Here is a 25,144-nt window from a genome sequence, read left to right as displayed (position 1 = left end):
GGAGGAATGCTATTATGGGTACGCTGGAAGCGAAAGAGCTCGGATTGTCATATGGAAGCGCCTATATATTCGAGAATTTGAATCTCTCCATACCGGAGGGGAAAATCACCGTGTTTATCGGCAGCAACGGATGCGGCAAATCGACGCTGCTCCGCTCCATGGCCAGACTCCTGAAGCCGCAGCAGGGCTCGGTTATCCTGGCAGGCAGCGACATCTCCAGCATGTCAACGAAAGAGGTTGCGAAGAAGCTGGCGATCCTCCCGCAGGGCCCGACGGCTCCCGAGGGTCTGACCGTGCTGCAGCTCGTCAAGCAAGGAAGATATCCCTACCAGAGCTGGCTGAGGCAGTGGTCGCAAGAAGACGAGCAAGTTGTTCAGCAATCGCTCGAAGCGACAGGCATGAGTGAGCTGGCTGAGCACCCTGTAGACGCATTGTCAGGCGGTCAGCGGCAGCGGGCATGGATCGCCATGACTTTGGCTCAAGAGACGCCGATCATCCTGCTGGATGAGCCGACGACATACCTCGATTTGACGCATCAAATCGAAGTTCTGGATTTACTTTATGAGATGAATGATCGCGATAAGCGGACGATTGTCATGGTACTTCATGACATTAATCTTGCTTGCAGATATGCGGACCATATCGTAGCGATTCGCGACGGACGAATCGAAGCGCAGGGAGCGCCTAATGAAATCGTAGACGAGCAGCTCATCGAAAATGTCTTCCGGCTCAAATGCGAGATCATTCCGGATCCGTTATATGGCACACCGCTGTGCATCCCGCATGATAATTGCCGGCTGCGGGCAGCCCGCGCACAGGCGCAGCAGCAACAAAGAAAGATTGACAGCTCGCCTCGGGATTCATTTTCTAAAGAGGGAAACCATGAGGAGGAAGAAACGGCTGAGCCGAAGAAGGAGTTAGTTACTGCCTCATCCGCCTCGGTATAAGGTTGGAATCTGTTACGGTTTATAGGTATTTGCACGGTATTGACCTCGCTAATTGGCGAGGTTTTTAGTTTTGTTAGGCTCTTTTCTTACATATTGTTGTTTAATACTGTTAAGTATCCCAAGCAGGGAATTGATTACTAACGACGAATTTTATGTAAAAAGGGAGTGATTCAGTTGACTATAAATGCGGTTCTTTTTGATTTGGATGGAACGCTGCTAGACCGTGACGCATCACTGTTAAAGTTTGTGAGGGACCAATACCATCGTTGCCCCGAGTTACAAATCGTTGAAAAAGAAACTTTCGTTCAACGGTTTATCGAGCTTGATCATCATGGTTACGTATGGAAGGACAAAGTATATCAACAAATTTTGGATGAGTTTTCTATTAAAACATGGACTGGACTTTACTCTTAGACGATTACATAAGAAACTTCCAAAAGCATTGTATCGGCTTTCCTAATTTATTGAGTATGCTTACTCAATTAAAAAACCATAACCTCAAATTAGCATTGGTCTCCAACGGTTTTGGGCAATTCCAATACGATAATTTCAAGGCGTTACACATTGAATATTTATTCGATGAGGTTTTAATATCGGAATGGGAAGGGCTGCGGAAACCTGATAAAGCCATTTTCAATCGTGCTTTGACGAAACTGGGTGTAAACGCCGAAAATGCTCTCTTTGTTGGAGATCATCCTGATAACGATATACGAGCTAGTCGTGACGCTGGAATGAGAGCGGTTTGGAAACGTAATCGTCAGTTCGAAACGGTTGTTGATGCTGATGCCGTAATTGATGATCTAGAGGAATTATTTGCTGTTGTATTATCTTTTGGAATGATGCCAGGAGCATAGCTTTTGGAGTTAATTTTTCACCGATATCCTTGTCACCTCCAGGAAGCGGAACACCACCTCCGTCATTAACAACCACACATATTTGTCCTTTACCTTCTAAGCTACCTCTGAACTGGCATGCAAAGAGAATAGTGGTTTACTTGCTATAAAAAATAAAGTATATTGTAAAAAGTATCTTGTTAACGACGATAATGTTTGTCCGCGTTAGCAGGTATAAGATCAATAAAAAGGCGTGAGACACACAAATGCACATGAAGACGGGCGTTGAGCAATCCGTGTATGCCATACTCCTGCTCAGCCTGCTGCCTGAAAAGGCAGTGCTGCCAGGGGAAGCAATCAGCCAGCAGTTGGGTGCCTCGGCTACTTATTTTCAGAAATTATTGAGAAAATTGGTGAGCGCTGATCTTATCACCTCCGTCCCTGGCGTCAAAGGCGGCTTCAAGCTGAAAAAGAAGCTGGAGAATATCCGGATTTATGACGTGTATCTCGCGATAGAGGGACAGCAGACACTGTATTCCTCATGTGGAACCTTGAACGATATGCTCGAGCTGCCTGCGGAAGAGCAATGCTGTCTGTTGACCGATTTGATGGAGGAAGCGGAGACAGCCTGGAAGTCCGTGCTGAAGCGCCAAACTGTCGCCGATCTGGCTGCAGAAATGCAGGAGGAGCGGTTTAGAGGCAAATTGGAGTGTTTACAAGCGTGGATCAAGGAAAAAATGGTTGTATAACGTAAGCTGGCAAAGCTTATTACATGCGAAGGAAGGGAATTATATGAGCCAACATCATAAAAAACTAAGCGAAGTTTCATATTCCGTATTGGATCTTGTGCCAATCACAAAAGGAGGTTCGCCAGCCCAATCTTTCAAGAACAGTCTTGATTTGGCCCAGCATGTCGAGCAATGGGGATATCGGCGATACTGGCTCGCCGAGCATCACAATATGCCGGGGATTGGCAGCTCGGCGACTTCGGTTGTTATCGGTTATATCGCTGGCGGAACAAGCACGATACGAGTTGGTTCCGGCGGAATCATGCTGCCCAACCACTCGCCGCTAGTCATCGCTGAGCAATTCGGCACGCTGGAAGCCATGTATCCCGGGCGGATCGATCTCGGCTTAGGCCGTGCTCCGGGAAGCGACCAGAGTACGATGCTGGCGCTTCGCCGCGATCCGCGCGCGAACGGTCATGATTTTCCGGATCAGCTGCAGCAGCTGCGAAGCTACCTGGATGAGAATTCACGGCATAACCGTGTAAGGGCGATACCCGGTGAAGGCCAAGACATTCCGATCTGGCTGCTCGGTTCCAGCGGCTTCAGTTCCGCACTAGCGGCAAGGCTGGGATTGCCGTTTTCATTTGCTAGCCATTTCGCCCCTGAACATACAGTTGCGGCGTTAACGCAGTATAAATCCCAGTTCCAGCCTTCTGATGTACTGGATAAACCATATGCAATGGCCGGGATTAATGTGTTCGCGGCCGACACGACGGAAGAGGCGGAGTACCTCGCGACTTCGTTCCAGCAGCAATTCCTAAGCCTGATCCGCAACCACCCCGGCCAAATTCCGCCGCCAGTCGAGAGCATGGAGAACATTTGGACGGAGTATGAGAAAGCCTTGGTCATGAAGCAGCTGAATGCTTCGATTATCGGCAACCCGGACGAAGTCAGGGAGAAACTACAGGCGTTTATAGATAACACAGGGGCGGATGAACTGATTATTAATACGACGATGTATGATCATAAAGCGCGCGTTCGTTCTTACGAGCTTGTTGCCGAGATTACCGGCATGAAGAGCTGAGTTAACGTAATATATATTATGTTAACTTAAAGTAATGGATTCCTTTTTCTGGATTGTTGTAGTATTATAGATATACGAACAAAGGTTCTTCTTTGTTCCAGCACCTTAGTCAGGCATTTTTACGTAATACCAATCCATGATAAGGTGGTATCCAAATGGCGCTTCAATGTAATCAGATTTTTGTGAATTTGCCGGTAAAAGATTTGCCCAAGACGAAGGATTTCTTTGAACAGGTTGGATTCGAATTTAATCCCCAGTTCACGGACGAGAAAGCAGCCTGCCTGGTCATTAGCGAACATATTTATGCCATGCTGCTGAGCGAGACCTATTTCAAGACCTTTACGAAGAAGGAAATCCCGGATACAAAGGAAAATGCAGAGGTGATTGTCGCTTTGTCCGCAAGCAGCCGGGGGCAGGTGGATGAGATCGTAGAGCGGGCTCTTGCTGCGGGAGGCCAACCGTTCAATGATCCGGTGGACCATGGGTTTATGTACACTTGGAGCTTCCAGGATCCTGATGGCCATTTATGGGAGGTCTTCTATATGGATCCGGCAGCGGTTGAATAAGGCTGAATTGATATATTTAATGACATTAATCAATGTAATTCATTGTGTTAATTAACGATAAGCCAGAAGACAATGCTTATCATTGCAAGGAATATAGTTAGGACGTAATTTGAAATTGGGAGTCTCCTTCAGGCTAGACCTGGGGAGACTCCTTTTTTAGCGCTGCCGTGTCAAGGATTGTTAATTTGACCCAAGGAAGAATTTCCTTGTCTATTTTTCAAAAAAATCTTGGTAAGGTAGAGAATAAGCAATAGATAAGAGGTGAAGAGTTGTTATGAATAAGAAACACTGTTTGTTCTGCGATGAGATAGTCCCGACTAAGGCGGAAGGCGATTACGATATTTATATAGGCTGTTCCTGTTCGCCAGATGGGTTCTATAGCCTGTTAAGGGACGGCTATGAAACGATTTATTCGTTCACACACCAAAAAAAACGCGACATGTTTCATTTAGTCTCTGCTTATATCCGGCAGCAAACGGATTGTGATGAGAAGGTCAATTCACAAGCCGATGATTTAGAAGCTATCGTCAATTCTCCAAATATTCCTGTAACCATTGAAGATAAAGGGATCCGTCTGCTGGAATATTTGTATAGGCATTCACAAGGCCCCGGGGAGGCGGTTGTCATTCATCCGCTCTCCAGCAGCTATAATCTGACGTATTCCCCTAATCTGCAAGAGCTGGTATATATCATTGATAAGCTTAGAAGCGATCATTTGCTCGTCAGGGAGGGAATGGCTTTTCAGCTTACGGAAAAGGGATGGAGCGAGGCAGCCGCAAGTGCCGGAGGGAAAAAATTAGTCCCATGCTCCGTACTGATCTCGGATGAGGAGGAGCTGCGCGCGGAGTGGTTGCAAATGCTGCTGCCAAAAATCGAGCAATACGGTTACCAGCCACGTTTGCTTACACAGGAGAATACGCAGAACTCTGAAAAGTGCTCATTAGAACTTATAGCGGGCAGCAAACTGGTTATTGCAGATTTAACCGCTCCATCCCCTGAGGTGTATTTTGTCGCGGGATATGCGCTCGGTTTGAAGATCCCGGTGATCTGGATCATGAAGAGTAGCGATGCCGGGAAGCTTCCTGTAAGAATAGAAGAGATTCGTCCTATTGTTTGGAATACCGCCGAAGAACTGGCCGCAATACTCCAACAGAGGTTGAATGTTTAAATCTTAAAAAACCGTGTTCTGCGCGGTTTTTTTCTATTTTTTAAGGATCTTGGTGAACTCTATCACCCATTCCACCGGCGCAAGCAAAGAAGAAGTGTCTAATGACACAAAAATGGCTACATTGTGGAGAGAATATCAAGAAAGACCGTAATTGAACATAGTTTTAAACAATTCGCTATCTCGTGCTGAAAAATATCCAATCAATGGTACGGCCGATGTTATTCGTGGCCGGCCTTCACGGCATGGGAGTTGGTAGTATTCGTGCAGCTCAGCGACTGGTCAAGCAGCTGAGAAACCAGGAGTTGACAATCAACCGTGGGACTCTGATTGTAGTCCCCGTTGCAGACCAACCCACTTGAAGAAATAATAAAAAGTTATATCACAAACCACATGATTCTAGCTTCGGCAGGATCACTGATCTTTTATTTGCAAATTATGGTCTGAAAAATAAAGTAACCAGATCAGCCTTGGGCCTATGCAATCACATTTATTAACTAACCAAAATGATCAGGCAACATAATATGTATTTATATCTCATCACTAAGGAGGTGGAAAATGGGGGACGAGAGTAGATTGAAAATATGGGTCATGACAAATGAGTTTGAACCTAAAATTGTCGGAGGTCTCGGGATCGTCGCAACGCAGCTCTCGAGAATGTTGAGCAAATTTGGCGCAATAGTAACGGTTCTGTGCCCCGGGAATTCGGATCGATTAACGATATCAAATGCTAATAGCAATTTGTGCATTCTCCGATTCCCAAAAAATTCGAAGTACTTTAATCGAGCTCAGCAATCATTCAAAGCCGAAGCAATCATAAAGAGCGCATCCGCTAAGGTGGGAGTCAAGCCTGATATTATTCATGTGCATAGTACGGAATTTGCGAATACTGCCAAGGCAGCAGGCGACCGATTTAATCTGCCTATCGTCTACACCTGTCATTCATTGGTGTCACAAGGCATTTCTTCGCTTCATGGTAAACAACAGTCAACACTGATAAGCATTGCAAATCGAATTATCGTACCGAGCCGCTGGCAGGCTAAAGTAACAAAAGGGCTTTATCCTCGAACTGATGGAAAGAAAATGATTATCATTCCCCACGGCGTTGCTCTTGCCCCGAAGGGTTCATCAATAGGCGCTTCGCACAAACTGCTTTATGTTGGAAGATTGATTCCATCAAAAGGAGTTGAGCCCTTAATTAAAGCTGTTGGCCTTTTAGCCCAGGAAAATAGCAAAGTTCATTTAACAATTGTCGGAAGCGGCAAAGCGAGTTATAGGAATAAACTGCGCAACTTGGCAAAACAAGCAGGGGTCGCGAAGCGAATTCGTTGGGCGAAAAAAACCCCACACAAAACAGTTCAACGGATGTACGGTTCATATGGAGCCGTAATTAATCCTAGCCAAAGGGAATCGTTCTGCTTGGTCGCACTGGAAGCGATGGCAAACGGCGTTCCGCTTATTTCGACAACATCTGGTGGAATGAAAGAATTTGTAACCCCCCAGAATGCCAAGATCATCAATTCTATTGATAGCGTCCATATTGCCCGAGCCATCAAGGAATTTTGGAATAACCCAGAACAATCAAGAAAGCGAACAATCAATGCCCGCGTTACTGCAGCCCAGTACAAATGGACTGTAACAGCGAGGAAATACCTTTCATTATTTTTGGACTTGAAGCAGGGGAGGCCATAGCATGAGTACTACCAATGTTAAAAAGATTGTGAAACAGTTTGGAATCAAGGCAAGTGCACAAAAACGTATTCGTGGAGGAATATATCGAATTGTAACTCCAGAGGGGCGAAAATTCTGCTTGAAGCGCATGACTAAACAGATTGCACGGTTACGATGGATTGATCGAATGTTAATGCACGTCCAGCGCAGTGGTCCACTCCTCGCTTGGCGTAATCCACAAAATCCGGAAGGTCGAAAGCCTCATGCAATTTCGCAGAAGGGAGAGTTCTTCGTACTAACGCCTTGGATTTCTGGGAGAGAACCTTCTCCGCTTTCACTAACAGATATGCGTGCATGTGGTATTGCTTTAGCTAGGTTTCATAAAGCAGGGCAAAACGCGCTAAAGGGGGACATTTCCCACAGCCAAATTGGGATGTGGTATTCCACGCTGCATTCACGGCAACAATATATTCAAAAAAAGATTGCAAAAGCAAAAACAAATAGCTTTAGTCTGCCTATTAGTCGATTTATCCAACGGCATGGACCAGAGATTCTGCGTTATGCAAACCAAGCGAAAGCATTGTTGCGAAGCAGCGGATATGAGTCTTACCGACAAAGTCCCCGAAAAAATGGAGTCTTGTGTCATGGGGATGGGGGGCCGAGTAATTTTATTCTGAATGAAAACGGGACGTACCTTATTGATTTCGAAACTTTGCATGTCGATCTACGTGCTTATGATTTATATCGGGTTATTTATAATTCTTGCAAAGATTACCGATGGGATTTTTCGATCGCAAAAGCAATTTTGGATGGTTACCGCGAGGTGGCGAAACTGAAAAAAACTGATTATAAACTTATTCGTGTCTGGTTGCGTTTTCCGTTTACGACTTATTTAGTGCTATCCCCCTTCAAGAGATTTCCATTTACAGAAAGTCGGTTACAATGGGCACTTGATAGTGAGCGGAGAATCACCTCATTTTTGCACAAACTAGAGGAATATGAAACGAGACATTGAACCACACCAGGACAATAAAGACGTAGTGGGCCCTTAAAAAGGTGTTCGCTGGTAATAATTGATCCAAATGAGAGCACGAATTGTTCCGTTTCTCTGATATTAAAAACGTATCAGGGCGGTTCTAAGCTATAAGCAAGTACTATGCTACCGGCTCTAAGGCAGCAAAAACGCTACCTAAGAGCTGGTACTCACGGACGGTCTTAATCGTGGAGGATGAGCGAAAAATAGCCAGATTTCAGGAAATCGAACTTGAAAGCAAAGGTTAGTTAGAAGGAGGAGGAACCATCATTCCCTTCAGGGAACGTATGTGCTATAATAAGTACGCCAAACACGTATTTTGCGCACTTTTGAATTAGAGCGATTTGTTTTCTTAGAGACAGCTAGTTTATCAAGTTGATTTCTCGCAAAATTAACCTATAAATGGTAAAAACATCAACGTAAGAGGGATTGCTTTGACTACGAAATATTACATCGAAGAAATTTATGCCGAACCGCTTCAAGCCTTTACGATCTGGATGAAACAATCGGGATATACAGAGACGACGAGAAAAGAATATTTAAGAGAAGTATATGACTATTTATTTTCCTTAGATGAACTGCCTGTGCAACAGGCGGGGAAATTGAATGTTGTCAGCTTCCTGGTCTCCAAACAGGAATCCGCCGGGGATAAGACAAGGAATCGGACTTTGTCCGCGATCCGTTCATTTTATGCTTCATTGATCGATTTTGAACTGGCGACCAGAAATCCGGCGTTAGAGGTCAAGAAATCAAAGACGGAGAAAAATAAAATTCCAGTCTATCTGGAGGAGCAGGAACTCAAAAAGGTGCTCACTTATATCGATGGTCGATATCGGGATAGGAATCTAGCGATATTTCTATTAATGGGTTACTGCGGTTTGCGGGTAGGCGAGGTTCACCGTATGAATCTCTCTCATTTCAAGAGAGACAAGGGGACGCTCGAAGTGCTGGGCAAAGGGAGGAAGTGGAACGAGATTCCGCTGCCAGAGTTAGTTGTTGAATACCTCGCCAGAGTGGAGGAGGAGAGAATACAGCCTTATAGTACAAAAGAAGAAGCCTTTTTCATCTCCCAGAAGGGAAGAAGACTATCGATTCGTCAAATTCAGAAGATTGCCGCGAATGTATTCGATGCCTACAAACAGGATCACCCGCAGTTGACCGATATGAAATTATCCTGCCATAAGCTGCGGCATTCCTTTGCTACGATGCTGCTCGGGAATAACGTCGATATTCGTGTGGTGAAGGAGCTGCTGGGTCATGCCTCCATTGAAACAACAATGATCTATACGCATATCAATGACGAGCAAAAGCGAAGCGCCATGACGACGATTGAGGTGCCGAAGGTTTGATGATTCAGCATAAGCTGTATTGAAGTTCAATTTTAAAAACCAAGTTCCTCACTAAAAAATCCCACTGTGCGTGGGATTTTTGATTTCATCTTCTTTCAATCCGTGAATATTTATTCTTCGACAGGTCTCTTTACTTGGAGAGGGGGAGGGATTAGCCAACCCTTTTCTTTGAGCATTTGAAGAATTCGCAAGCCCAGGGCTGCTTTAGTAAGATGATATTTGCCAAATAATGCACCGATATCTTCTCTGATCGATTGCGCCATGACCGAACTGCAGGCTGTAAGACCAAGCGCATTCTCCGCTGCAATTTTTGCAGCAATTTCAGGATCTGTAAATCTTGCTCCAGCTGGAATATCTTCAAGCTTAGCAGGAGGTCTTTCTGGCAATACAGGTGCGGGTGCAATGCCATTATCGGTAAGTAAGGTGTCGCATTCTTTAATTTCTAATTTCGCCTGTTCAATTAAAGCTTCGAGAATTTTCTTCAGATCCTGGTCACCGGCATGGTTCAGGAAGGCCTGGTAGCAAGAAACCATGCCTTTAGCGATCATGGATGCTTCCCATACGCTAAAAACTTCACCATAATGCATGGGTTCGTCTTTAGGATTACCGCTCAAGATACCCATATCCTTTATTGTCTCTCCTTTTGTAAATTATCTCTCTCATTATGCTCTTCATGCTGATGATTTATGCGCTTATGATTTGAAACCATGAGCTGTCAAATGAAACCATAGTGAAACAGAAGCAAACAGGCCTCGCAATCCATCTTAAGGAATGCGGGCCTGTTCTGATTGAAATGCCTTCATTTTATTGTTCTGTAATCTTGATCTCTTTGATCTGAACGGTCTCTGTTGGTGAACTCAGTTCACCAAGCGGTCCGCCGGGTTCAACCGGTGTGGCCGCAATATTTTGAACGACATCCATGCCATCGACGACTTTGCCAAAAATAGTATAGTTTGGCTTTAGGTTTAGGGACAGGCTATCCTCACCCGTACAAATGAAAAATTGGCTGCCATTCGTATCCGGTCCGGCGTTGGCCATCGCAACAATGCCCGGCTCGTATTCGTAGTTCGTCTTTTCATCTTCGAAACGATACCCAGGGCCTCCGGCACCCGTGCCTTCCGGATCACCAGTTTGAATCATGAAGGTTTCGATGATCCGGTGGAAGGTGACGTCATTGTAGAAGCCTTGCCGCGACAGGAATACAAAGTTATTAACGGTCTTTGGCGCGTCTTTCGCGAACAGCTCGATCGTGAAGTTCCCCTTCGTCGTCGAGAATTCGGCGGTGTACGACTTATTCGTGTCGATCTCCATGTCCGGAGGGCTGTCCCAGCTCATTGTTTGCTTTGGCGGTTCAGGCGCCGGTTCGGCTGGCAGCGTAGACTGCTCTGCGCTATTGCCGGCAGATTGTTGTTGATTTGCTGGTGTTTTCTGTGCCTCTTTGTCCTTGCCGCAACCGCTCATGATCATAGCAGTCAGCAGAAGGAGGAATGGGAATACTAGTAGCTTTGTTCTCATAAGTGCTGGTCCAACTCCTTTGTAGCATTTGTAACAAATCAAGTTCTATCATACCGGCATTTCGCGGAAAATTCCAGTTTGTATGGTGTCAGGTTTGTTCCGGGTTCGCTGAAGTTGTGTGTTTAGCCCTAAACCGATATTTATTGAGCAAATACAGCACGCCGATTCGCCCTGAGTTACTGCCCGCGTAAATGATGAAAAATGCGCATAAAAGCATTTGAGGGATGATGCTAATGGAACCGGAGAGGAAATAGCAAAGGTTCATGATTACGCCCGCCGATGCAGCAAAAACAGTAAATACGCCAAGCAACAAGGCTAAACCAACTAAAAACTCTCCCCAGGGAACCAGGAAGTTAAATATTTCAACTTGGGGGATAACAGCAGTTTCCAATATGCTTCCCCACCAATCCTGAACAATCGGATTCTCTCCTTTGGAGTTGGCAACAGCGTTTTGTAGATAGCCCGTGCTATCAAATGGTTGTGGAGCGGTAAGCTTCATCCAGCCAGCAGTAAGCCATTTCCAGCCCAAGTAACACCGTATCAGCAATAGAAAAACGGCACCGGCCTTACTTTCTCTCATAAAAAAATCGATTTTCTCCATTATTTCAACCCCTTTTCATAGATAAATACATTCTACTCATTCAGTGCTATAAATTTGAATGAAACAGACTAATCCCAAACCCAATTCCGAGCCCAATTCTGATTTCGAATATAGGATAAACTTGAGAACGCCTATCTTTTCCGTAGAATTGCTTATTATAATTAGGCTTGTCTCGCCTTTATAATGGTATTGTCTGTAAATATATCATAAATAAGGAGGAATGAAATGCGCAACAATTTTATCGTATGGCTGCTACTGGGAAGCATGCTGGTCTCGAGCCTGTTTATGGCGGTAGGATCTGATTTCTCTGTCTCAGCTGCGGGCGGGCCAAATTTGACACTGGGCAAAGTCATCACGGCAAGCGGGCATAACCAAACTTATGAACCGGGCAACGTACAGGACAACAATCAAGGGACGTACTGGGAAAGCGCTAACCATGCCTTTCCGCAATGGATTCAGGTCGATCTGGCCGAAAATACGAGCATTGATCAAATTGTACTTAAGCTGCCGCCAAATTGGGAAGAGCGCACTCAAACACTAGCCGTGCAAGGCAGCGCGGATGGAATGGCCTTTACTGACATCGTCGGTTCTGCGAGTTATGACTTCGATCCGAATTCCAATAATTCGGTCACGATTAGCTTTGCAGCAGCGGACACCCGTTATGTTCGTCTGAATATTACCGGCAACACGGGCTGGCCGGCAGGGCAGCTGTCTGAATTCGAGATTTACGGTGCTGTCGGAACGACACCAACACCAACACCAACACTAGGAACTAACATTGCAATCGGAAAGCCGATTGCTGCCTCCTCGAGCACGTTTACATACGTGGCCGCCAATGCAAATGACAACGACACAAATACGTATTGGGAAGGGGGCGGAAATCCAAGTACTTTGACACTGGATCTTGGTGCAAATCACAATATTACATCCATCGTACTGAAGCTGAACCCGGATCCGATATGGAGCACCCGAACGCAGACGATTCAGGTGCTTGGCCACAGCCAGGATACGGCAAGCTTCAGCAACCTCGTATCCGCACAGGCCTACACCTTCAACCCCTCCACCGGCAACTCGGTGACGATTCCGCTGACGGCGACGGTCAAGCGCCTGCAGTTGAACATTTCCTCGAACACCGGAGCTCCGGCGGGGCAAATTGCCGAATTCCAGGTATTCGGAACACCTGCGTCAAACCCCGATTTGACGATTACCGATCTAACCTGGTCACCGTCATCGCCGAACGAGAGCAGCACGATCACGTTAAACGCAGCGGTGAAAAACATCGGCAATGCCGGTTCTGCCGCTACGATGGTGAATTTTTACTTGAATAACGAGCAAGTTGGCTCTGTTCCGGTCGCAGCACTTGCTGCAGGCGCTTCGGCAACGGCATCGCTGAACGCCGGAACGAAAACCGCCGGAAACTATGCGGTCGGCGCGAAGGTCGACGAGAGTAATGCGATCATCGAGCAGAATGAAACGAATAACAGCTATACGAGCGCTTCGCCACTCGTTGTAGCTCAAGCAGCGAGCTCTGATTTCGTGGGGACTGTTTCCTGGTCGCCAGGGAATCCGGCAGCGGGCAATGCGGTTTCTTTTAACGTCAATCTTAAAAATCAAGGAAGTATCGCTTCAGCAAGCGGCTCTCACGAAATAACAGTGGTGCTCAAAAATGCCGCCGGGGCTGCCATCCAAACATTTAATGGCTCATATAACGGTGCATTGGCTCCGGGAGCGTCTGTCAATGTCGCAATTCCGGGTACGTGGACAGCGGCAAACGGGAATTATACCGTAGTTACGACTATTGCCGCAGATGCTAACGAACTCGAAGCCAAACAGGCCAATAATACGAGTACAGCCAACCTGACCGTCTATGCTGCCCGCGGCGCGGTCATGCCATACAGCCGATATGACACAGATGATGCCACTCACGGGGGCGGCGCAGTCCTGAAGACGGCACCGACCTTCGACCAATCTTTAACGGCATCGGAAGCATCTGGTCAGCGCTATGTGGCTCTTCCTGCAAATGGTTCGTATCTCGAATGGACGATCAAGCAGGGACAGGGCGGGGCAGGAGTGACTATGCGGTTTACGATGCCGGACTCTGCGGACGGCATGGGGCTGAACGGTTCGCTTGACGTGTACGTTAACGGCACCAAAGCGAAAACCGTGCCATTAACTTCCTATTATAGCTGGCAATATTTTTCCGGGGATATGCCTGGAGATACGCCTAGCTCAGGACGGCCGCTATTCCGCTTTGACGAGGTGCACTGGAAGCTGGATACGCCGCTGAAGCCCGGCGATACGATCCGCATTCAGAAGGGCAATGGCGACAACCTGGAATACGGGGTAGATTTCCTCGAAATCGAGCCGGTTCCTGCGGCAATTCCCCGCCCGGCCAACGCGGTATCCGTCACGGATTACGGTGCCGTTGCCAATGACGGAAAGGATGACCTTGATGCCTTTAAAGCTGCTGTTCAGGCAGCGGTAGCGTCAGGCAAAACCTTGTACATTCCCGAAGGGACGTTCCATCTGGGCGGTATGTGGGAAATCGGCTCTGTCAGCAATAAAATCAATGATATCACAATCACGGGGGCCGGCATTTGGCATACGAACCTGCAATTCACGAATCCGAACGCGGCAGGGGGCGGCATCTCGCTACGAATTCAGGGACAGCTTGATTTCAGCAATGTATATCTGAATTCGAATCTGCGGTCGCGGTACGGGCAAAACGCCATCTACAAGGGTTTCATGGACAATTTCGGCACCAATTCCAAAATACATGATGTATGGGTGGAACACTTTGAATGCGGCTTCTGGGTCGGGGACTATGCCCATACTCCGGCCATTTATACCAATGGATTGGTCATTGAGAACAGCCGGGTCAGAAACAATCTGGCCGACGGCATCAATTTTGCCCAGGGTACCAGCAATTCGACCGTCCGCAACAGCAGCATTCGCAACAACGGGGATGACGGCCTTGCCGTCTGGACGAGTAACGTAAATGGAGCGCCCGCGGGAGTAAACAATACCTTCTCCTATAACACGATCGAAAATAACTGGCGTGCAGCCGCCATTGCCTTTTTCGGCGGAAGTGGGCATAAAGCTGATCATAACCTGATCATCGACACAGTCGGCGGCTCCGGGATCAGAATGAATACCGTGTTCCCCGGCTACCATTTTCAGAACAACACCGGGATTGTATTCTCGGACACCACTATTATTAACAGCGGTACAAGTAAAGATCTCTACAACGGGGAACGCGGGGCCATCGATCTTGAAGCGTCGTCTGATCCGATCAGAAACGTAACGTTCAACAATATCGATATTCTCAATACGCAGCGGGACGCGATCCAATTCGGATACGGGGGAGGATTCGAGAATATTGTCTTCAACAATATCACGATAGATGGCACCGGCCTTGATGGGATCACAACCTCACGCTTCTCCGGGCCGCATCAGGGCGCAGCTATTTTCTCCTATACGGGGAATGGTTCTGCAAGATTCAATAACCTCATCACCAGAAATATCGCATATCCGAATTTGTACTACATCCTGAATGGTTTTAACCTGATGATCCAATAATCACTTCGCCTTGTTTGGCGGGTGGAGAGGAGCTCTTTGGAGCTCCTTTTCCTTTTTTTGTGCATAGAGACCTTTGAGTGAGGAGAACTTAAAAGATAACTCGTTTTAGCGGGAGGGCTGAATGGATTGGATTTTTTTCACGGCAAGGAAGCATTGACGGCCTTGGAATGGATTTTGAGAGGAAGTGTCAGCTTTGCCTTCCTGCTCATCATCGCTAAGTTTATGGGTCAGCGCTCGATATCCCAATTGAGACTGCTCGATTTCATTGTCGCTTTAACCCTCGGTAATATTATTGCCCACCCGCTGTCCGACCAGAAAATCGGATTACAGGGGTCTTTTATTAGTACGGCTACGCTGACCGTACTATATATTGCCGGGACCTGGCTAAGCTTGAAATGGCCTCGGTTCAACCGGTTTCTGCATCCGGAGCCGATCACGCTCATTCAAAACGGACAAATTCAATTCCATCATTTAGCGAAAGCCAGAATTTCTGCGGATTTCTTATTCTCGGAGCTGCGCAAAGAAAAAGTTGAGGATATTCAAAAGGTATCCCTTGCACTATGGGAGCCTGGGGGAATTGTTTCCGTATTTATGGATACCCCTTACCAGCCGGTTACTCCAGCAGATCTGGACTTGAAGACGCAGCCATTCGTTATTACAAGGCCGATTATCGTGGACGGCCAAATCGTAATGGCGCTGCTGCAGGAAATGGGTAAAGACCTCGATTGGCTTGAGGAACAGATCGCCGGGGCAAGTGCGAATATTTCCGATGTAATGCTGGCTACCATCAGCGATAATGCGGTCGTGCAGGTGATGAAAAAGCATGCCAAATGATTCCTTATCATGTCGAAAGGCTGGTGTCCGTCCATGTTAAAAGCGGTCATTGTGCTGTTCATTCTTTTCCTGCTGATTGCGGTTTGGTCGTCACGCAGGAAACAGAAGCCTTCTCCGAAAGAGAAGGACTTGCGCCAAGTAAAATCCAACGCCGGGGACAGCGCCAGAAAAGTAATTTTCATCATGATCGACTCCCTGATGGCCGAAGCGGTAGATAGAGGTTTGGAGCAAAAGGAACTTCCCACATTTCAGTTCTTGATCGAGCGCGGTCAATATTACAAGGATATGGTCACTTCTTTCCCGACGATGTCTGTGACGATCGACAGCTCTCTGCTCACAGGAGCTTATCCGGATCGCCATCATGTTCCTGGGCTGAACTGGTACTCTGTTCAAGATAAGAAGCTCATCAATTACGGAACCGGGCCGGCGGAAGTCATAAAGATTGGCGTGAATCAGGTGATGGCGGATGCCTTGATGCACTTGAACGGCAGTCACCTGAACCCCGAGCTGCCAACAATTTATGAAGATTTGTCACGAGCGGGAAAAAAAACAGGCAGCATCAACGGTCTGATCTATCGCGGTCCTGTTCCTCATACGTTATCACTCCCGGCCTGGATGCATGGGCCAACGTCTATGCCTGAATCAATTTCGGTCAAGGGTCCGGACTTTCTGGCATTAGGTTCGCTAACCAACCCGCTGGAAGGGATCGAAGATCTTCCCGGCAGCATAATCCACCGTCTGGGCATTAACAGTGAATTTTCGATCTCCACTGCAAGCTATTTAATCAGGGAAAACAAGCTTCCCGACTTTTTGTATATATACCTGCCCGATATGGATCAGCAGATTCATAAGAAAGGGCCGTCCGATCTGAAGAGCCTCAAGGATGCGGACCATCAGCTCCAAACTTTATTACAAAACTTCGGATCATTGGAAAATGCGCTGGAAAAGGCGATCATCGTCATTATCGGTGATAGCGGCATGACTGAAATCTTGCCTGCGAATGAAAATCCAGTGGTCGAATTATTCCCTTTGCTGCAAGCTTTTAACGTTTACCGCCAGGGGGAAGCCATGACGGATGAGACGGAAATCGTTCTGGGCGTCAATGAGACGATGGCATATGTCTACAACCTGAAGGCTCGGGAGGCCAGAGATATTGCCGAGGCTATCAGGGCCGATTCGCGCATCGATATCATTGCCTGGAGAGATGGAGAATGGATATGCGTCAGTAACGGCGCCTCCAAAGAGCTCCGGTTCAAAACGGGCGGGGAGCTGACGGACACTTATAAGCAATCATGGACAATGGAAGGGGAGCCGCAAGCATTGGATCTAAAAATCAATCACGAGCGGCAAACCTTGGATTATGAGCGGTACCCCGATGTGCTGCAAAGATTATACGGGGCTTTGCATTCGCACGACGGCGACTTCCTGGTTGTGACCGCCAAACCAGGATATGAGCTGGCTGACCAGCATTCGCCAACTCACAAGGGCGGAGGCAGCCACGGCTCTCTTGGCCATGCAGAGTCGCTTGTGCCGTTGATTATCAGCGGCACGGAAGAACGGCCCGAAAATCTGCGGATCGTTGATTTAAAGGCTTTCCTGCAGAAGCTTGTGACAAAACAGTAGGCAGCAAATCAGCGCTAGCTCCCGATCAACTACCCGGCGCGTGAAAAAGACAGTATACTAAGTATGAAGTATAAACCGGGAATGGAAAAAGGGAGTAACGATGATTAGATGATCAAAACAATTTCAGATATTGCCGCGATTGCAGGCGTGGCCAAAAGCACAGTATCCCGTTACTTAAATGGAGGTTCAGTCAGCCAAGCTACGCGGCAGCGCATCGAACAAGTCATTAAAGAGCATCATTATGTTCCGAATACATTTGCTCAAAGTTTGAAGGCGAGAAGAACGAATATCATTGGCACCGTAGTGCCCCGTCTCGATTCTTTTGCTACTTCCCAAACGCTGATGGGTATTGACGAAGAGTTGCGCAGCGCCAATTTTCAAATGCTGATCTCAAATACGAGTCAGGATATGGAACGGGAAATCGAAGCGATCTATGATTTTGCCCGGCAGAAGGTTTCGGGGATCATTTTGCTGGCCGCCCAGGTGAATGAGGAGCATCTAAAAGCGGCAGAAGAGATCAACATTCCGATATTGTTAGTAGGACAGGAGCATTCTCAGCTGTATAGCCTGATCCATGATGACTTTCATGCGGGTTACAAAATAGGGCGGCATGTACTGGAAATGGGTCACCGGCAAATTGCCTATCTTGGAGTAACGGAGAAGGATATTTCCGTGGGCATCCGGAGAAAAGAGGGCTTTAAAATGAGCCTGGAAGGTACGGAGTGCTCGGTCTCCTATTATGAAACAGGCTTTAGAATGACGGATGCGATGGCAGCGGCATCGCAGATTCTGGATGAAAGCACGCCTTCCATCATCGTATGCGCCACGGATAACATTGCGCTCGGGGTTATGAAAGCCGCATATCTCCGGCAAATCGAAATTCCTTCCGATCTGTCGGTGACCGGGTTTGGGGGATATGACGTAACAGAAATTATCCATCCTACGCTGACTACGGTACGATATTTTTACAAAGAGGCAGGACAAGCTGCAGCGCGCAGTATAATCAAGCTCGTGCGGGACGAGGAGATGGATCAAGTTACCATGCTGGATACCGAGCTCCTTGAGCGAGAAAGCGTTGACAAACGGTAAAACGGTGTTTATAATTCGAGACAGAACCGGTTCCATAATTCACTGCAATTTGCTTTAGAGTTATGGGACATCTTTTATAGCAGTTTTGGAACCGGTTCCTCTTTTTCGTACGAAAATGGAACCGGTTCTACAGGCTCTCGGAAATAGAGGGGAGATGGAGGCATTCGATGACAGCATCAAGGGAAGAAAAATACAGAAAAATGGAGCATGCGGTGCCTGGTGAGCTGGAAAAGCTTCAGGAGCTGGTTAAGAATTGTCCATGGAGGCAAACATATCATATTCAGCCCCCGTATGGCCTGTTGAACGATCCAAACGGCTTTACATTCTATCAAGGCGAGTATCATTTATTCTATCAATGGTTTCCTTTGGGAACATTTCATGGCATGAAATATTGGTATCATACGAAATCGAAGGATTTGGCCCACTGGGACAATGTCGGCATCGGGATTGAGCCTGGTGATCCACATGATTCTCATGGGGCTTATTCCGGAAGCGGGATCGTTAAGGACGGCAAGCTGTATTTAATGTATACGGGCAATACGCGAGACGAGCAGTGGATCAGGCATCCTTATCAGAATCTGGCGGTCATGGACAGCAGCGGCATGATTACGAAGCTCGACCGTCCCGTGATCGACTCGGTGCCCCCTGGCTACACGGATCACTTCAGAGATCCGAAGGTGTGGAGCAGCAACGGAGAATATTATTGCGTTCTGGGAGCACAGCGAACTAATGGCACCGGTTGTGTCGTGCTGTACAGTTCTCAGGATTTGCATACCTGGTGTTTCAAGGGCGAAATTTCTACAAAACTGACAGACTTCGGATACATGTGGGAGTGCCCGGATTACTTTGAACTAGATGGACAGGGTGTATTGTTGTTTTCACCGCAAGGCATCGAACCTCTCGGAGATTATTATCAGAACATCTTCCAATCGGGTTATCTTGTCGGTCAGCCGCTTGATCTGACAACAAGCAAGCTGGAACATGGGGAATTCCATGAGCTGGACAGGGGCTTTGACTTCTATGCGCAGCAAACGACGGTAGCAGCAGACGGGCGGAGGCTCCTTGTAGGCTGGATGGGGCTTCCCGATGCCAATTATCCGACGGACAATCACGGGTGGGCCAATTGCCTGACTCTGCCGAGAGAATTGACGCTCCAAGGCGGCAAAATCCTTCAGCGTCCGGTCAGGGAGCTGGAGATGCTGAGAAAACAGGGGGTCAAGGGTGAAGCCATTTTGCAGGATGAGACAAAGAGCTTTGCCGGATTCGAGGGAATGACCTATGAACTGGTTTGTGAGTTTACCAATACGGATGCCGAGCAATTCGGCATTGAGTTTCGGGCAGGAGAGAACGAGAAGACGGTGCTGGCGTATGATCAGAATTCGAAAAAGGTCATTTTGGACAGATCATTATCCGGCTACCCTGTTGCCGTGGAATACGGAAGCGTACGGCGCTGCCATCTGGATGCGGAGAACATTAAATTCCAGCTTTATGTGGATACCTCGTCCGTTGAGATCTTCGTCAACGATGGGGAAGAGGTGTTTACGAGCCGCATTTTCCCTAGTCGGGAAAGTACGCAAATCCGCTTTTTTGCACAAGGGGGAACGGCTGCTTGCCGAGCATCGCTATGGAAAATATAACTTTCAAGCAAGACGGATTTGAATCTGACACGGGGGCGGTGACAACATGGGACAGTTATTTGCAATCGGAGAAGTGTTAATTGATTTTATCCCCTTACAAAAAGGGAGCCCGCTGAAGGACGTACAGGCCTTTGAACGAGCGGCAGGAGGCGCGCCAGCCAACGTAGCAGCTTCTGTCGCCAAGCTTGGCGGGCACGCCTCCATGCTGACCAAGCTGGGAAAGGACGCTTTCGGGAATTACTTAATCGAGCAGCTGGCTCATGCGGGAGTAAGGACAGATCTTATTCGGCGAACAGGCGAGGCCAACACGGGTTTGGCGTTCGTATCGCTGCGGGAGGATGGAGAGAGGGATTTTTCCTTTTATCGCAATCCCTCGGCCGATTTGCTATTGTCCGAAGACGAAATTGATCCGGGTATTTTCGGTACGAACGATATATTGCATTTCGGCTCGGTCGATCTTGTGGAAAGTCCGATGAAGCAGGCGCATTTGAAAGCGATTCATGCAGTAAAAGGACAGGGAGGGCTCATCAGCTTCGACCCGAACGTTCGGCTTCCTTTATGGCATAGTCCAGAGGAGTGCCGGAGAACGATTCAAGACTTTATTCCCGCCACCCATCTTATAAAGATTTCTGAGGATGAACTGGAGTTTATTACGGGTATAACGTCAAAGAAGGAGGCGATTGCTTCCTTGTTTCAAGGTGATGTCCAAGCCGTTGTCTATACCAGAGGGAAAGAGGGAGCGGAGCTTTATCTTTCTGCGGATGAGAAGTATAAGGGGCGAGGATTTAACGTCAAAGTTCAGGACACGACAGGGGCCGGCGATGCGTTTGTCGGAGGTTTTCTGTATAAGCTGCTGGAAAAGGGAGCCGCGCAGGACAACATCATAGAGGTGCTTCGCGTGCATCATGATGAAATCCTGGAGTTTGCCAATGCCAGCGGGGCATGGACAACTGCCGGTAAAGGCGCGATTCCTGCTCTTCCTAGCCAGGCGGACGTGCATAAATTAATTGAAATGCAAGCGAACAAGGGGATGATGACGAATGTCTGAAAATCGGGATATTGCCAAACAGGTCGTAGAGGCGGTCGGCGGCAAGGATAATATTGCATCTTTTGCGCACTGCGCTACGAGACTGCGGATTATGGTACATGACAAAGATTTGATCGATCAGGCTAGAGTAGAGAATATTGATAAGGTAAAGGGAGCCTTCTTCAACTCCGGGCAGTTCCAGGTTATTTTTGGGACCGGCACAGTGAACCGGATCTTTGAAGAGGTGGAGAATCTCGGAATTACAGGCACAACGAAAGAAGATATTAAAAGCCAAAGCAAGAAGCAAGGAAACGTTTTTCAAAGATCGATCCGCACGTTCGGCGACGTATTCGTGCCGATTATTCCGGTGCTCGTGGCTACGGGATTGTTCATGGGATTACGCGGCTTGCTTACGCAAGAGCAGATTCTGTCGATCTTTGGGATGACGGCAGCAGATATTCCGGCTAACTTCCTGCTCTTTACACAGGTATTAACCGATACTGCGTTTGCGTTCCTGCCAGCGCTTGTCGCTTGGTCCGCATTCCGCGTCTTCGGAGGCAGCCCGATTCTGGGCATCGTCCTGGGATTAATGCTGGTCAATCCAGCGCTTCCGAATGCTTACAGCGTAGCCAATGGTTCGGCTGAAGCTTTAGTCATGCTCGGCTTTATACCGGTGGTCGGGTATCAGGGCTCTGTGCTTCCTGCCTTTTTCATGGGTCTGCTGGGCGCAAAATTTGAAAAATTGCTGAGAAAACGCGTACCTGAAGCGTTAGATCTGATTTTGACGCCATTTATCACACTGCTCGTCATGATAACTCTTGGACTTTTCGTCGTCGGTCCTGTTTTCCACTCCTTGGAGGAATGGGTGCTGCATGGAACCACATTTATTTTGGGTCTTCCTTTCGGCATTGCGGGATTGGTCATCGGCTTCTTCAATCAAATCATTGTCGTGACTGGCGTTCATCATATTTTTAATTTTCTGGAAATACAGCTGCTGGAGCAGTTCGGATCCAATCCATTTAACGCGTTGGTCACCAGCGCCATGGCTGCCCAGGGTGCTGCGTGCCTGGCGGTGGGCTTGAAGACCAAGAACGTCAAACTGAAGTCGCTTGCATTACCATCCTCGTTATCCGCTTTCTTAGGGATTACGGAGCCGGCGATTTTTGGCGTCAATTTGCGGTATATGAAGCCGTTTGTCATGGGATTGATCGGCGGAGCCGTCGGCGGCTTCCTGGCCTCGTTGTCCGGTCTGGCTGCGACGGGTATGGCGATTACGGTTATACCGGGAACGCTGCTATATCTGAATGAACAGCTTCCGATGTACATCCTGTGCAACCTGATTGCCATGGCGATCGCCTTTATATTGACGTGGCTGTTTGGTTATAAAGATGAAGCAGCGGCAGAGACGGTAGCCACTGCGGGCGCAAATTCTTCGGGAAAGGCTGCCTTACAAGCCGATAAGAGAGCTTCCAAGGTAATTGCTGCAGAACCTAGCCAAGTCAATGCGGATTCGTCAACAGATGTGCTGAATGTGCCATCGCCTATCTCAGGAAAACTGCTGGCGCTGGAAGACGTTCCCGATCCGGCTTTTGCCCAGAAGCATATGGGGGAAGGGTTTGCGGTTGAACCGACCGAAGGCAAAGTATTCGCTCCGTTTGACGGTGAAGTGGCTCACATGATGAATAAAAGCAAGCATGCGGTCATCCTGGCCCATGAAAGCGGCATGCAGCTCTTGATTCATATCGGAATCAACACCGTCTCCTTAAAAGGGGAAGGATTTACAACCTATGTTCAGACCGGCGACACCGTAAAAGCAGGCCAACTGCTGATTGAGTTCGATGTCGATGCCATTCAACAGGCCGGACTCTCCACGGCTACTCCCGTAATTATTCCTTCGGGAACGGAGCAGGTCGCTGGGCTGACGGTGAAGGCAAGCCAAGGCCGAGTAACGGCCAATAAAGAGACCGTGATGGACGTCCAGTTCCAAACAAAGTAAATGGGCAAAGACCAACGCTGAGATGCGTTGGTCTTTTTTTGCATTTATTGATGATATACGTACGGACGGACAACCCAGACGCTTGCTCTGTAGGTTGCGCCGTTATAGGTGGCGGTAATATGAGTGATTCCCGGACGGATTCCTCGAATATTTCCGTACTCATCAATCGTAGCAATAGAGGGATCATCCATACTGAACACGGCATCCTGCGTAACCTTGGAGGGGAGACCGGAATCATTCACGTAGTAGGCTGCCACATCGAGCTCCGTTCCAATCGAAAGGGAGTATTCCTCAGAATCCAGGTAGAACCGGCCAGGTGCCTTTGCATCTGTCACATTGACAGCAATTCTTGTTTCTAATCCTTCGTAGGCTGCTTTAATCCACGTTGTGCCCGGACTGTTTCCAGTTATATTGCCAAATGCATCCACACTGGCAATGCTCGGGTCGAGTGAATCGTAGATGGAGGAATACGTCACGTCGGTTACGGAAGCGTCGGAATAGACGGCGTTAACGACAGTGGCGGCGGATTGACCTACGGATAGCTTGAGCTCCGGTTGCTGAAATTCGAGTCTGGCCAATTCTGGATTTGATGGGCCTTCATTCGGTATAGATATTTTCAGCAAGTGCATTTCATTTCTATAGCCTTGCCCGGTGTTTATTCTAACGGTTCCCGTTACCAGTAGCCCTTGATCATAAGTAGTGACGCCATTTTTGCCAAGGCCCAAATCCAAATCGCCAAACTGATATTTTTTTGTGGGCACAGCATTCTCGTCGAGCAGAATAATTTGGTATCTGGATTTACCGTTTTCGATACTGGATGGTTTATTTTGCACGAACAGAACATAGCCCTCATCTACCGGCTGGGTTCGAATAATGCTCTCTATTTCATCCATGGCTGATGAGTTCAGCGATTTATTCCAGAGTATATCCCCGGCTTCGTTGATCTTTTGCAGGTAATAGGCCTGCGTACTTGGGTTATATCTGGTCAGAATATAATTCCCGTCATCAGAAGAAACGATGGTGGATGTAACTGAATCGGTCTCCGCAGTTTTCTGCCAGACGACCTCGCCGTTGCGATTTATTTTTAGCAGATAAGGTAGTGCGACTCGATCATATTCCTCGAGTGTCCGACTCCCGGCTACGATCACACCGTCATCCGAAGTTAATATGATATTGGAGAACATACCACTGTAACCGATGGGATAAGTTTTAGACCAAAGCTCGTCCCCATTTGCATCAATTTTAAGGAGATAAGCAGGCGAAGGGCTGTATTCATTCCACCCGCCGCCGGTAATTACAAAATCACCGTTAGAGGTTTCTTGAATATTACTAGCGGATTGCTGATAGTAGGGCATACGAGGATAATATTTCTGCCACAATAGCTCTCCATCCGCACTCAGCCTAAAAACATAGGGAACAAAACGCGGCCGGCCATAGGAGCCATCCCGAATTTCTCCGCCAACCAGGATGCTGCCGTCGGAAGTCTCGATGACCGTGAATGCCGTATTCTCCTCATAATCATAATCGTAATATAGCATTTCTCTTTCCCATAAGATCTCTCCGCTGCTGTTCAGCTTGACGACGTAAGAGCAGTTCTCATCCGGAGTTTCGCAATACTTGTCACCTACGGCGACATAGCCCCCATCCGATGTAGCGGTTGCGGCATAACCAGATACGCTCTTATAAAGCGGGTGATTGCCTTCTAAGATGCGGGACCATTCAATGTGGGCTTCTTCCTCCAACGCTGCAATGTACCCATGATTCGGCCAACCTATCGAGAGCATCAAGATAGCGAGGGTTACCAGCATGAGTTTGTTCAGATTCAGTTCCTTGGCCACGAGCAAAACTCCTTCCATAACAATATTTG

Annotated in this window: 19 protein-coding genes and 1 pseudogene; 16 read left to right on the top strand and 4 right to left on the bottom strand. The window is 47.7% G+C overall.

Features of this window, described 5'->3' with window-relative positions:
- The first annotated feature begins 14 nt into the window (after nucleotides 1–14).
- The 9 genes and pseudogenes from QNH46_RS12745 (at nucleotide 15) to QNH46_RS12705 (ending at nucleotide 9,376) form a co-directional block, all read left to right on the top strand.
- Nucleotides 15–947 carry an ABC transporter ATP-binding protein gene (locus QNH46_RS12745; RefSeq protein WP_283924653.1) on the top strand — a complete coding sequence of 311 codons (933 nt, stop codon included), beginning with the start codon at nucleotides 15–17 and terminating at the stop codon, nucleotides 945–947.
- A gap of 174 nt (nucleotides 948–1,121) precedes the next feature.
- Nucleotides 1,122–1,801, top strand: a pseudogene (locus QNH46_RS12740) (HAD family hydrolase).
- 245 nt (nucleotides 1,802–2,046) lie between these two features.
- A complete protein-coding gene (locus QNH46_RS12735) occupies nucleotides 2,047–2,529 on the top strand; it encodes an RrF2 family transcriptional regulator (RefSeq protein WP_155613186.1) in 483 nt (160 codons plus the stop codon).
- 43 nt (nucleotides 2,530–2,572) lie between these two features.
- On the top strand, nucleotides 2,573–3,592 hold the full coding sequence (locus tag QNH46_RS12730; protein WP_283924652.1) for an LLM class flavin-dependent oxidoreductase: 1,020 nt from the start codon (nucleotides 2,573–2,575) through the stop codon (nucleotides 3,590–3,592).
- Nucleotides 3,593–3,747: 155 nt separating this feature from the next.
- Nucleotides 3,748–4,158, top strand: a complete 411-nt coding sequence (locus QNH46_RS12725) for a VOC family protein (protein ID WP_283924651.1) — start codon at nucleotides 3,748–3,750, stop codon at nucleotides 4,156–4,158.
- Nucleotides 4,159–4,597: 439 nt separating this feature from the next.
- Entirely contained in the window at nucleotides 4,598–5,326 is a 729-nt protein-coding gene (locus tag QNH46_RS12720) for a hypothetical protein (protein WP_283924650.1), read from the top strand.
- Between the two features lie 555 nt (nucleotides 5,327–5,881).
- A complete protein-coding gene (locus QNH46_RS12715) occupies nucleotides 5,882–7,015 on the top strand; it encodes a glycosyltransferase family 4 protein (protein ID WP_283924649.1) in 1,134 nt (377 codons plus the stop codon).
- A 1-nt stretch (nucleotide 7,016) separates the two neighbouring features.
- Complete coding sequence (locus QNH46_RS12710; RefSeq protein ID WP_283924648.1) at nucleotides 7,017–8,009, top strand: phosphotransferase; 993 nt, start codon at nucleotides 7,017–7,019, stop codon at nucleotides 8,007–8,009.
- Nucleotides 8,010–8,461: 452 nt separating this feature from the next.
- On the top strand, nucleotides 8,462–9,376 hold the full coding sequence (locus QNH46_RS12705; RefSeq protein ID WP_283924647.1) for a tyrosine-type recombinase/integrase: 915 nt from the start codon (nucleotides 8,462–8,464) through the stop codon (nucleotides 9,374–9,376).
- A gap of 110 nt (nucleotides 9,377–9,486) precedes the next feature.
- Here the strand turns inward: QNH46_RS12705 and QNH46_RS12700 are convergent, their stop codons facing one another.
- The 3 genes from QNH46_RS12700 to QNH46_RS12690 form a co-directional block, all read right to left on the bottom strand.
- Nucleotides 9,487–9,999, bottom strand: coding sequence for a DUF3231 family protein (locus QNH46_RS12700; RefSeq protein WP_283924646.1), 513 nt, complete (start codon nucleotides 9,997–9,999; stop codon nucleotides 9,487–9,489).
- Between the two features lie 181 nt (nucleotides 10,000–10,180).
- Complete coding sequence (locus QNH46_RS12695) at nucleotides 10,181–10,891, bottom strand: peptidylprolyl isomerase (RefSeq protein WP_283924645.1); 711 nt, start codon at nucleotides 10,889–10,891, stop codon at nucleotides 10,181–10,183.
- Nucleotides 10,892–10,979: 88 nt separating this feature from the next.
- Nucleotides 10,980–11,492: a DoxX family membrane protein gene (locus QNH46_RS12690; RefSeq protein WP_283924644.1), complete on the bottom strand. Its 513-nt coding sequence runs from the start codon at nucleotides 11,490–11,492 to the stop codon at nucleotides 10,980–10,982.
- Between the two features lie 225 nt (nucleotides 11,493–11,717).
- Between QNH46_RS12690 and QNH46_RS12685 the strand changes: the two genes are divergently transcribed.
- The 7 genes from QNH46_RS12685 (at nucleotide 11,718) to QNH46_RS12655 (ending at nucleotide 23,277) form a co-directional block, all read left to right on the top strand.
- Nucleotides 11,718–15,071: a discoidin domain-containing protein gene (locus tag QNH46_RS12685; RefSeq protein WP_283924643.1), complete on the top strand. Its 3,354-nt coding sequence runs from the start codon at nucleotides 11,718–11,720 to the stop codon at nucleotides 15,069–15,071.
- A 126-nt stretch (nucleotides 15,072–15,197) separates the two neighbouring features.
- Entirely contained in the window at nucleotides 15,198–15,905 is a 708-nt protein-coding gene (locus QNH46_RS12680; protein WP_283924642.1) for a DUF421 domain-containing protein, read from the top strand.
- A gap of 9 nt (nucleotides 15,906–15,914) precedes the next feature.
- Nucleotides 15,915–17,528 carry an alkaline phosphatase family protein gene (locus QNH46_RS12675; RefSeq protein WP_283924641.1) on the top strand — a complete coding sequence of 538 codons (1,614 nt, stop codon included), beginning with the start codon at nucleotides 15,915–15,917 and terminating at the stop codon, nucleotides 17,526–17,528.
- Nucleotides 17,529–17,636: 108 nt separating this feature from the next.
- Entirely contained in the window at nucleotides 17,637–18,617 is a 981-nt protein-coding gene (locus QNH46_RS12670; protein WP_283924640.1) for a LacI family DNA-binding transcriptional regulator, read from the top strand.
- Nucleotides 18,618–18,784: 167 nt separating this feature from the next.
- The gene (locus tag QNH46_RS12665; protein WP_283924639.1) at nucleotides 18,785–20,254 is read left to right on the top strand and encodes a glycoside hydrolase family 32 protein; all 1,470 of its coding nucleotides are present in this window, start codon (nucleotides 18,785–18,787) and stop codon (nucleotides 20,252–20,254) included.
- A 46-nt stretch (nucleotides 20,255–20,300) separates the two neighbouring features.
- The gene (locus QNH46_RS12660; RefSeq protein ID WP_283924638.1) at nucleotides 20,301–21,302 is read left to right on the top strand and encodes a carbohydrate kinase family protein; all 1,002 of its coding nucleotides are present in this window, start codon (nucleotides 20,301–20,303) and stop codon (nucleotides 21,300–21,302) included.
- Complete coding sequence (locus QNH46_RS12655; protein ID WP_283924637.1) at nucleotides 21,295–23,277, top strand: sucrose-specific PTS transporter subunit IIBC; 1,983 nt, start codon at nucleotides 21,295–21,297, stop codon at nucleotides 23,275–23,277. Before QNH46_RS12660 ends, QNH46_RS12655 begins: the two co-directional genes overlap by 8 nt.
- 44 nt (nucleotides 23,278–23,321) lie before the next feature.
- On the opposite strand, the gene QNH46_RS12650 is transcribed toward QNH46_RS12655, so the two are convergent.
- Complete coding sequence (locus QNH46_RS12650) at nucleotides 23,322–25,115, bottom strand: Ig-like domain-containing protein (protein WP_283924636.1); 1,794 nt, start codon at nucleotides 25,113–25,115, stop codon at nucleotides 23,322–23,324.
- Nucleotides 25,116–25,144 lie beyond the last annotated feature (29 nt).

Source organism: Paenibacillus woosongensis (genome assembly GCF_030122845.1).
In the GTDB taxonomy this organism is placed as follows: Bacteria; Bacillota; Bacilli; order Paenibacillales; family Paenibacillaceae; genus Fontibacillus; species Fontibacillus woosongensis_A.
This window is presented reverse-complemented; position numbering and strand designations above follow the sequence as displayed.

Coding starts and splice junctions, on each gene's coding strand:
- QNH46_RS12690 (WP_283924644.1), bottom strand. CDS start 11,492: ATGGAGAAAATCGATTTTTTTATGAGAGAAAGTAAGGCCGGTGCCGTT.
- QNH46_RS12675 (WP_283924641.1), top strand. CDS start 15,915: ATGTCGAAAGGCTGGTGTCCGTCCATGTTAAAAGCGGTCATTGTGCTG.
- QNH46_RS12710 (WP_283924648.1), top strand. CDS start 7,017: ATGAGTACTACCAATGTTAAAAAGATTGTGAAACAGTTTGGAATCAAG.
- QNH46_RS12725 (WP_283924651.1), top strand. CDS start 3,748: ATGGCGCTTCAATGTAATCAGATTTTTGTGAATTTGCCGGTAAAAGAT.
- QNH46_RS12685 (WP_283924643.1), top strand. CDS start 11,718: ATGCGCAACAATTTTATCGTATGGCTGCTACTGGGAAGCATGCTGGTC.
- QNH46_RS12730 (WP_283924652.1), top strand. CDS start 2,573: ATGAGCCAACATCATAAAAAACTAAGCGAAGTTTCATATTCCGTATTG.
- QNH46_RS12670 (WP_283924640.1), top strand. CDS start 17,637: ATGATCAAAACAATTTCAGATATTGCCGCGATTGCAGGCGTGGCCAAA.
- QNH46_RS12695 (WP_283924645.1), bottom strand. CDS start 10,891: ATGAGAACAAAGCTACTAGTATTCCCATTCCTCCTTCTGCTGACTGCT.
- QNH46_RS12720 (WP_283924650.1), top strand. CDS start 4,598: ATGTTTCATTTAGTCTCTGCTTATATCCGGCAGCAAACGGATTGTGAT.
- QNH46_RS12715 (WP_283924649.1), top strand. CDS start 5,882: ATGGGGGACGAGAGTAGATTGAAAATATGGGTCATGACAAATGAGTTT.
- QNH46_RS12735 (WP_155613186.1), top strand. CDS start 2,047: ATGCACATGAAGACGGGCGTTGAGCAATCCGTGTATGCCATACTCCTG.
- QNH46_RS12655 (WP_283924637.1), top strand. CDS start 21,295: ATGTCTGAAAATCGGGATATTGCCAAACAGGTCGTAGAGGCGGTCGGC.
- QNH46_RS12665 (WP_283924639.1), top strand. CDS start 18,785: ATGACAGCATCAAGGGAAGAAAAATACAGAAAAATGGAGCATGCGGTG.
- QNH46_RS12745 (WP_283924653.1), top strand. CDS start 15: ATGGGTACGCTGGAAGCGAAAGAGCTCGGATTGTCATATGGAAGCGCC.
- QNH46_RS12700 (WP_283924646.1), bottom strand. CDS start 9,999: ATGGGTATCTTGAGCGGTAATCCTAAAGACGAACCCATGCATTATGGT.
- QNH46_RS12660 (WP_283924638.1), top strand. CDS start 20,301: ATGGGACAGTTATTTGCAATCGGAGAAGTGTTAATTGATTTTATCCCC.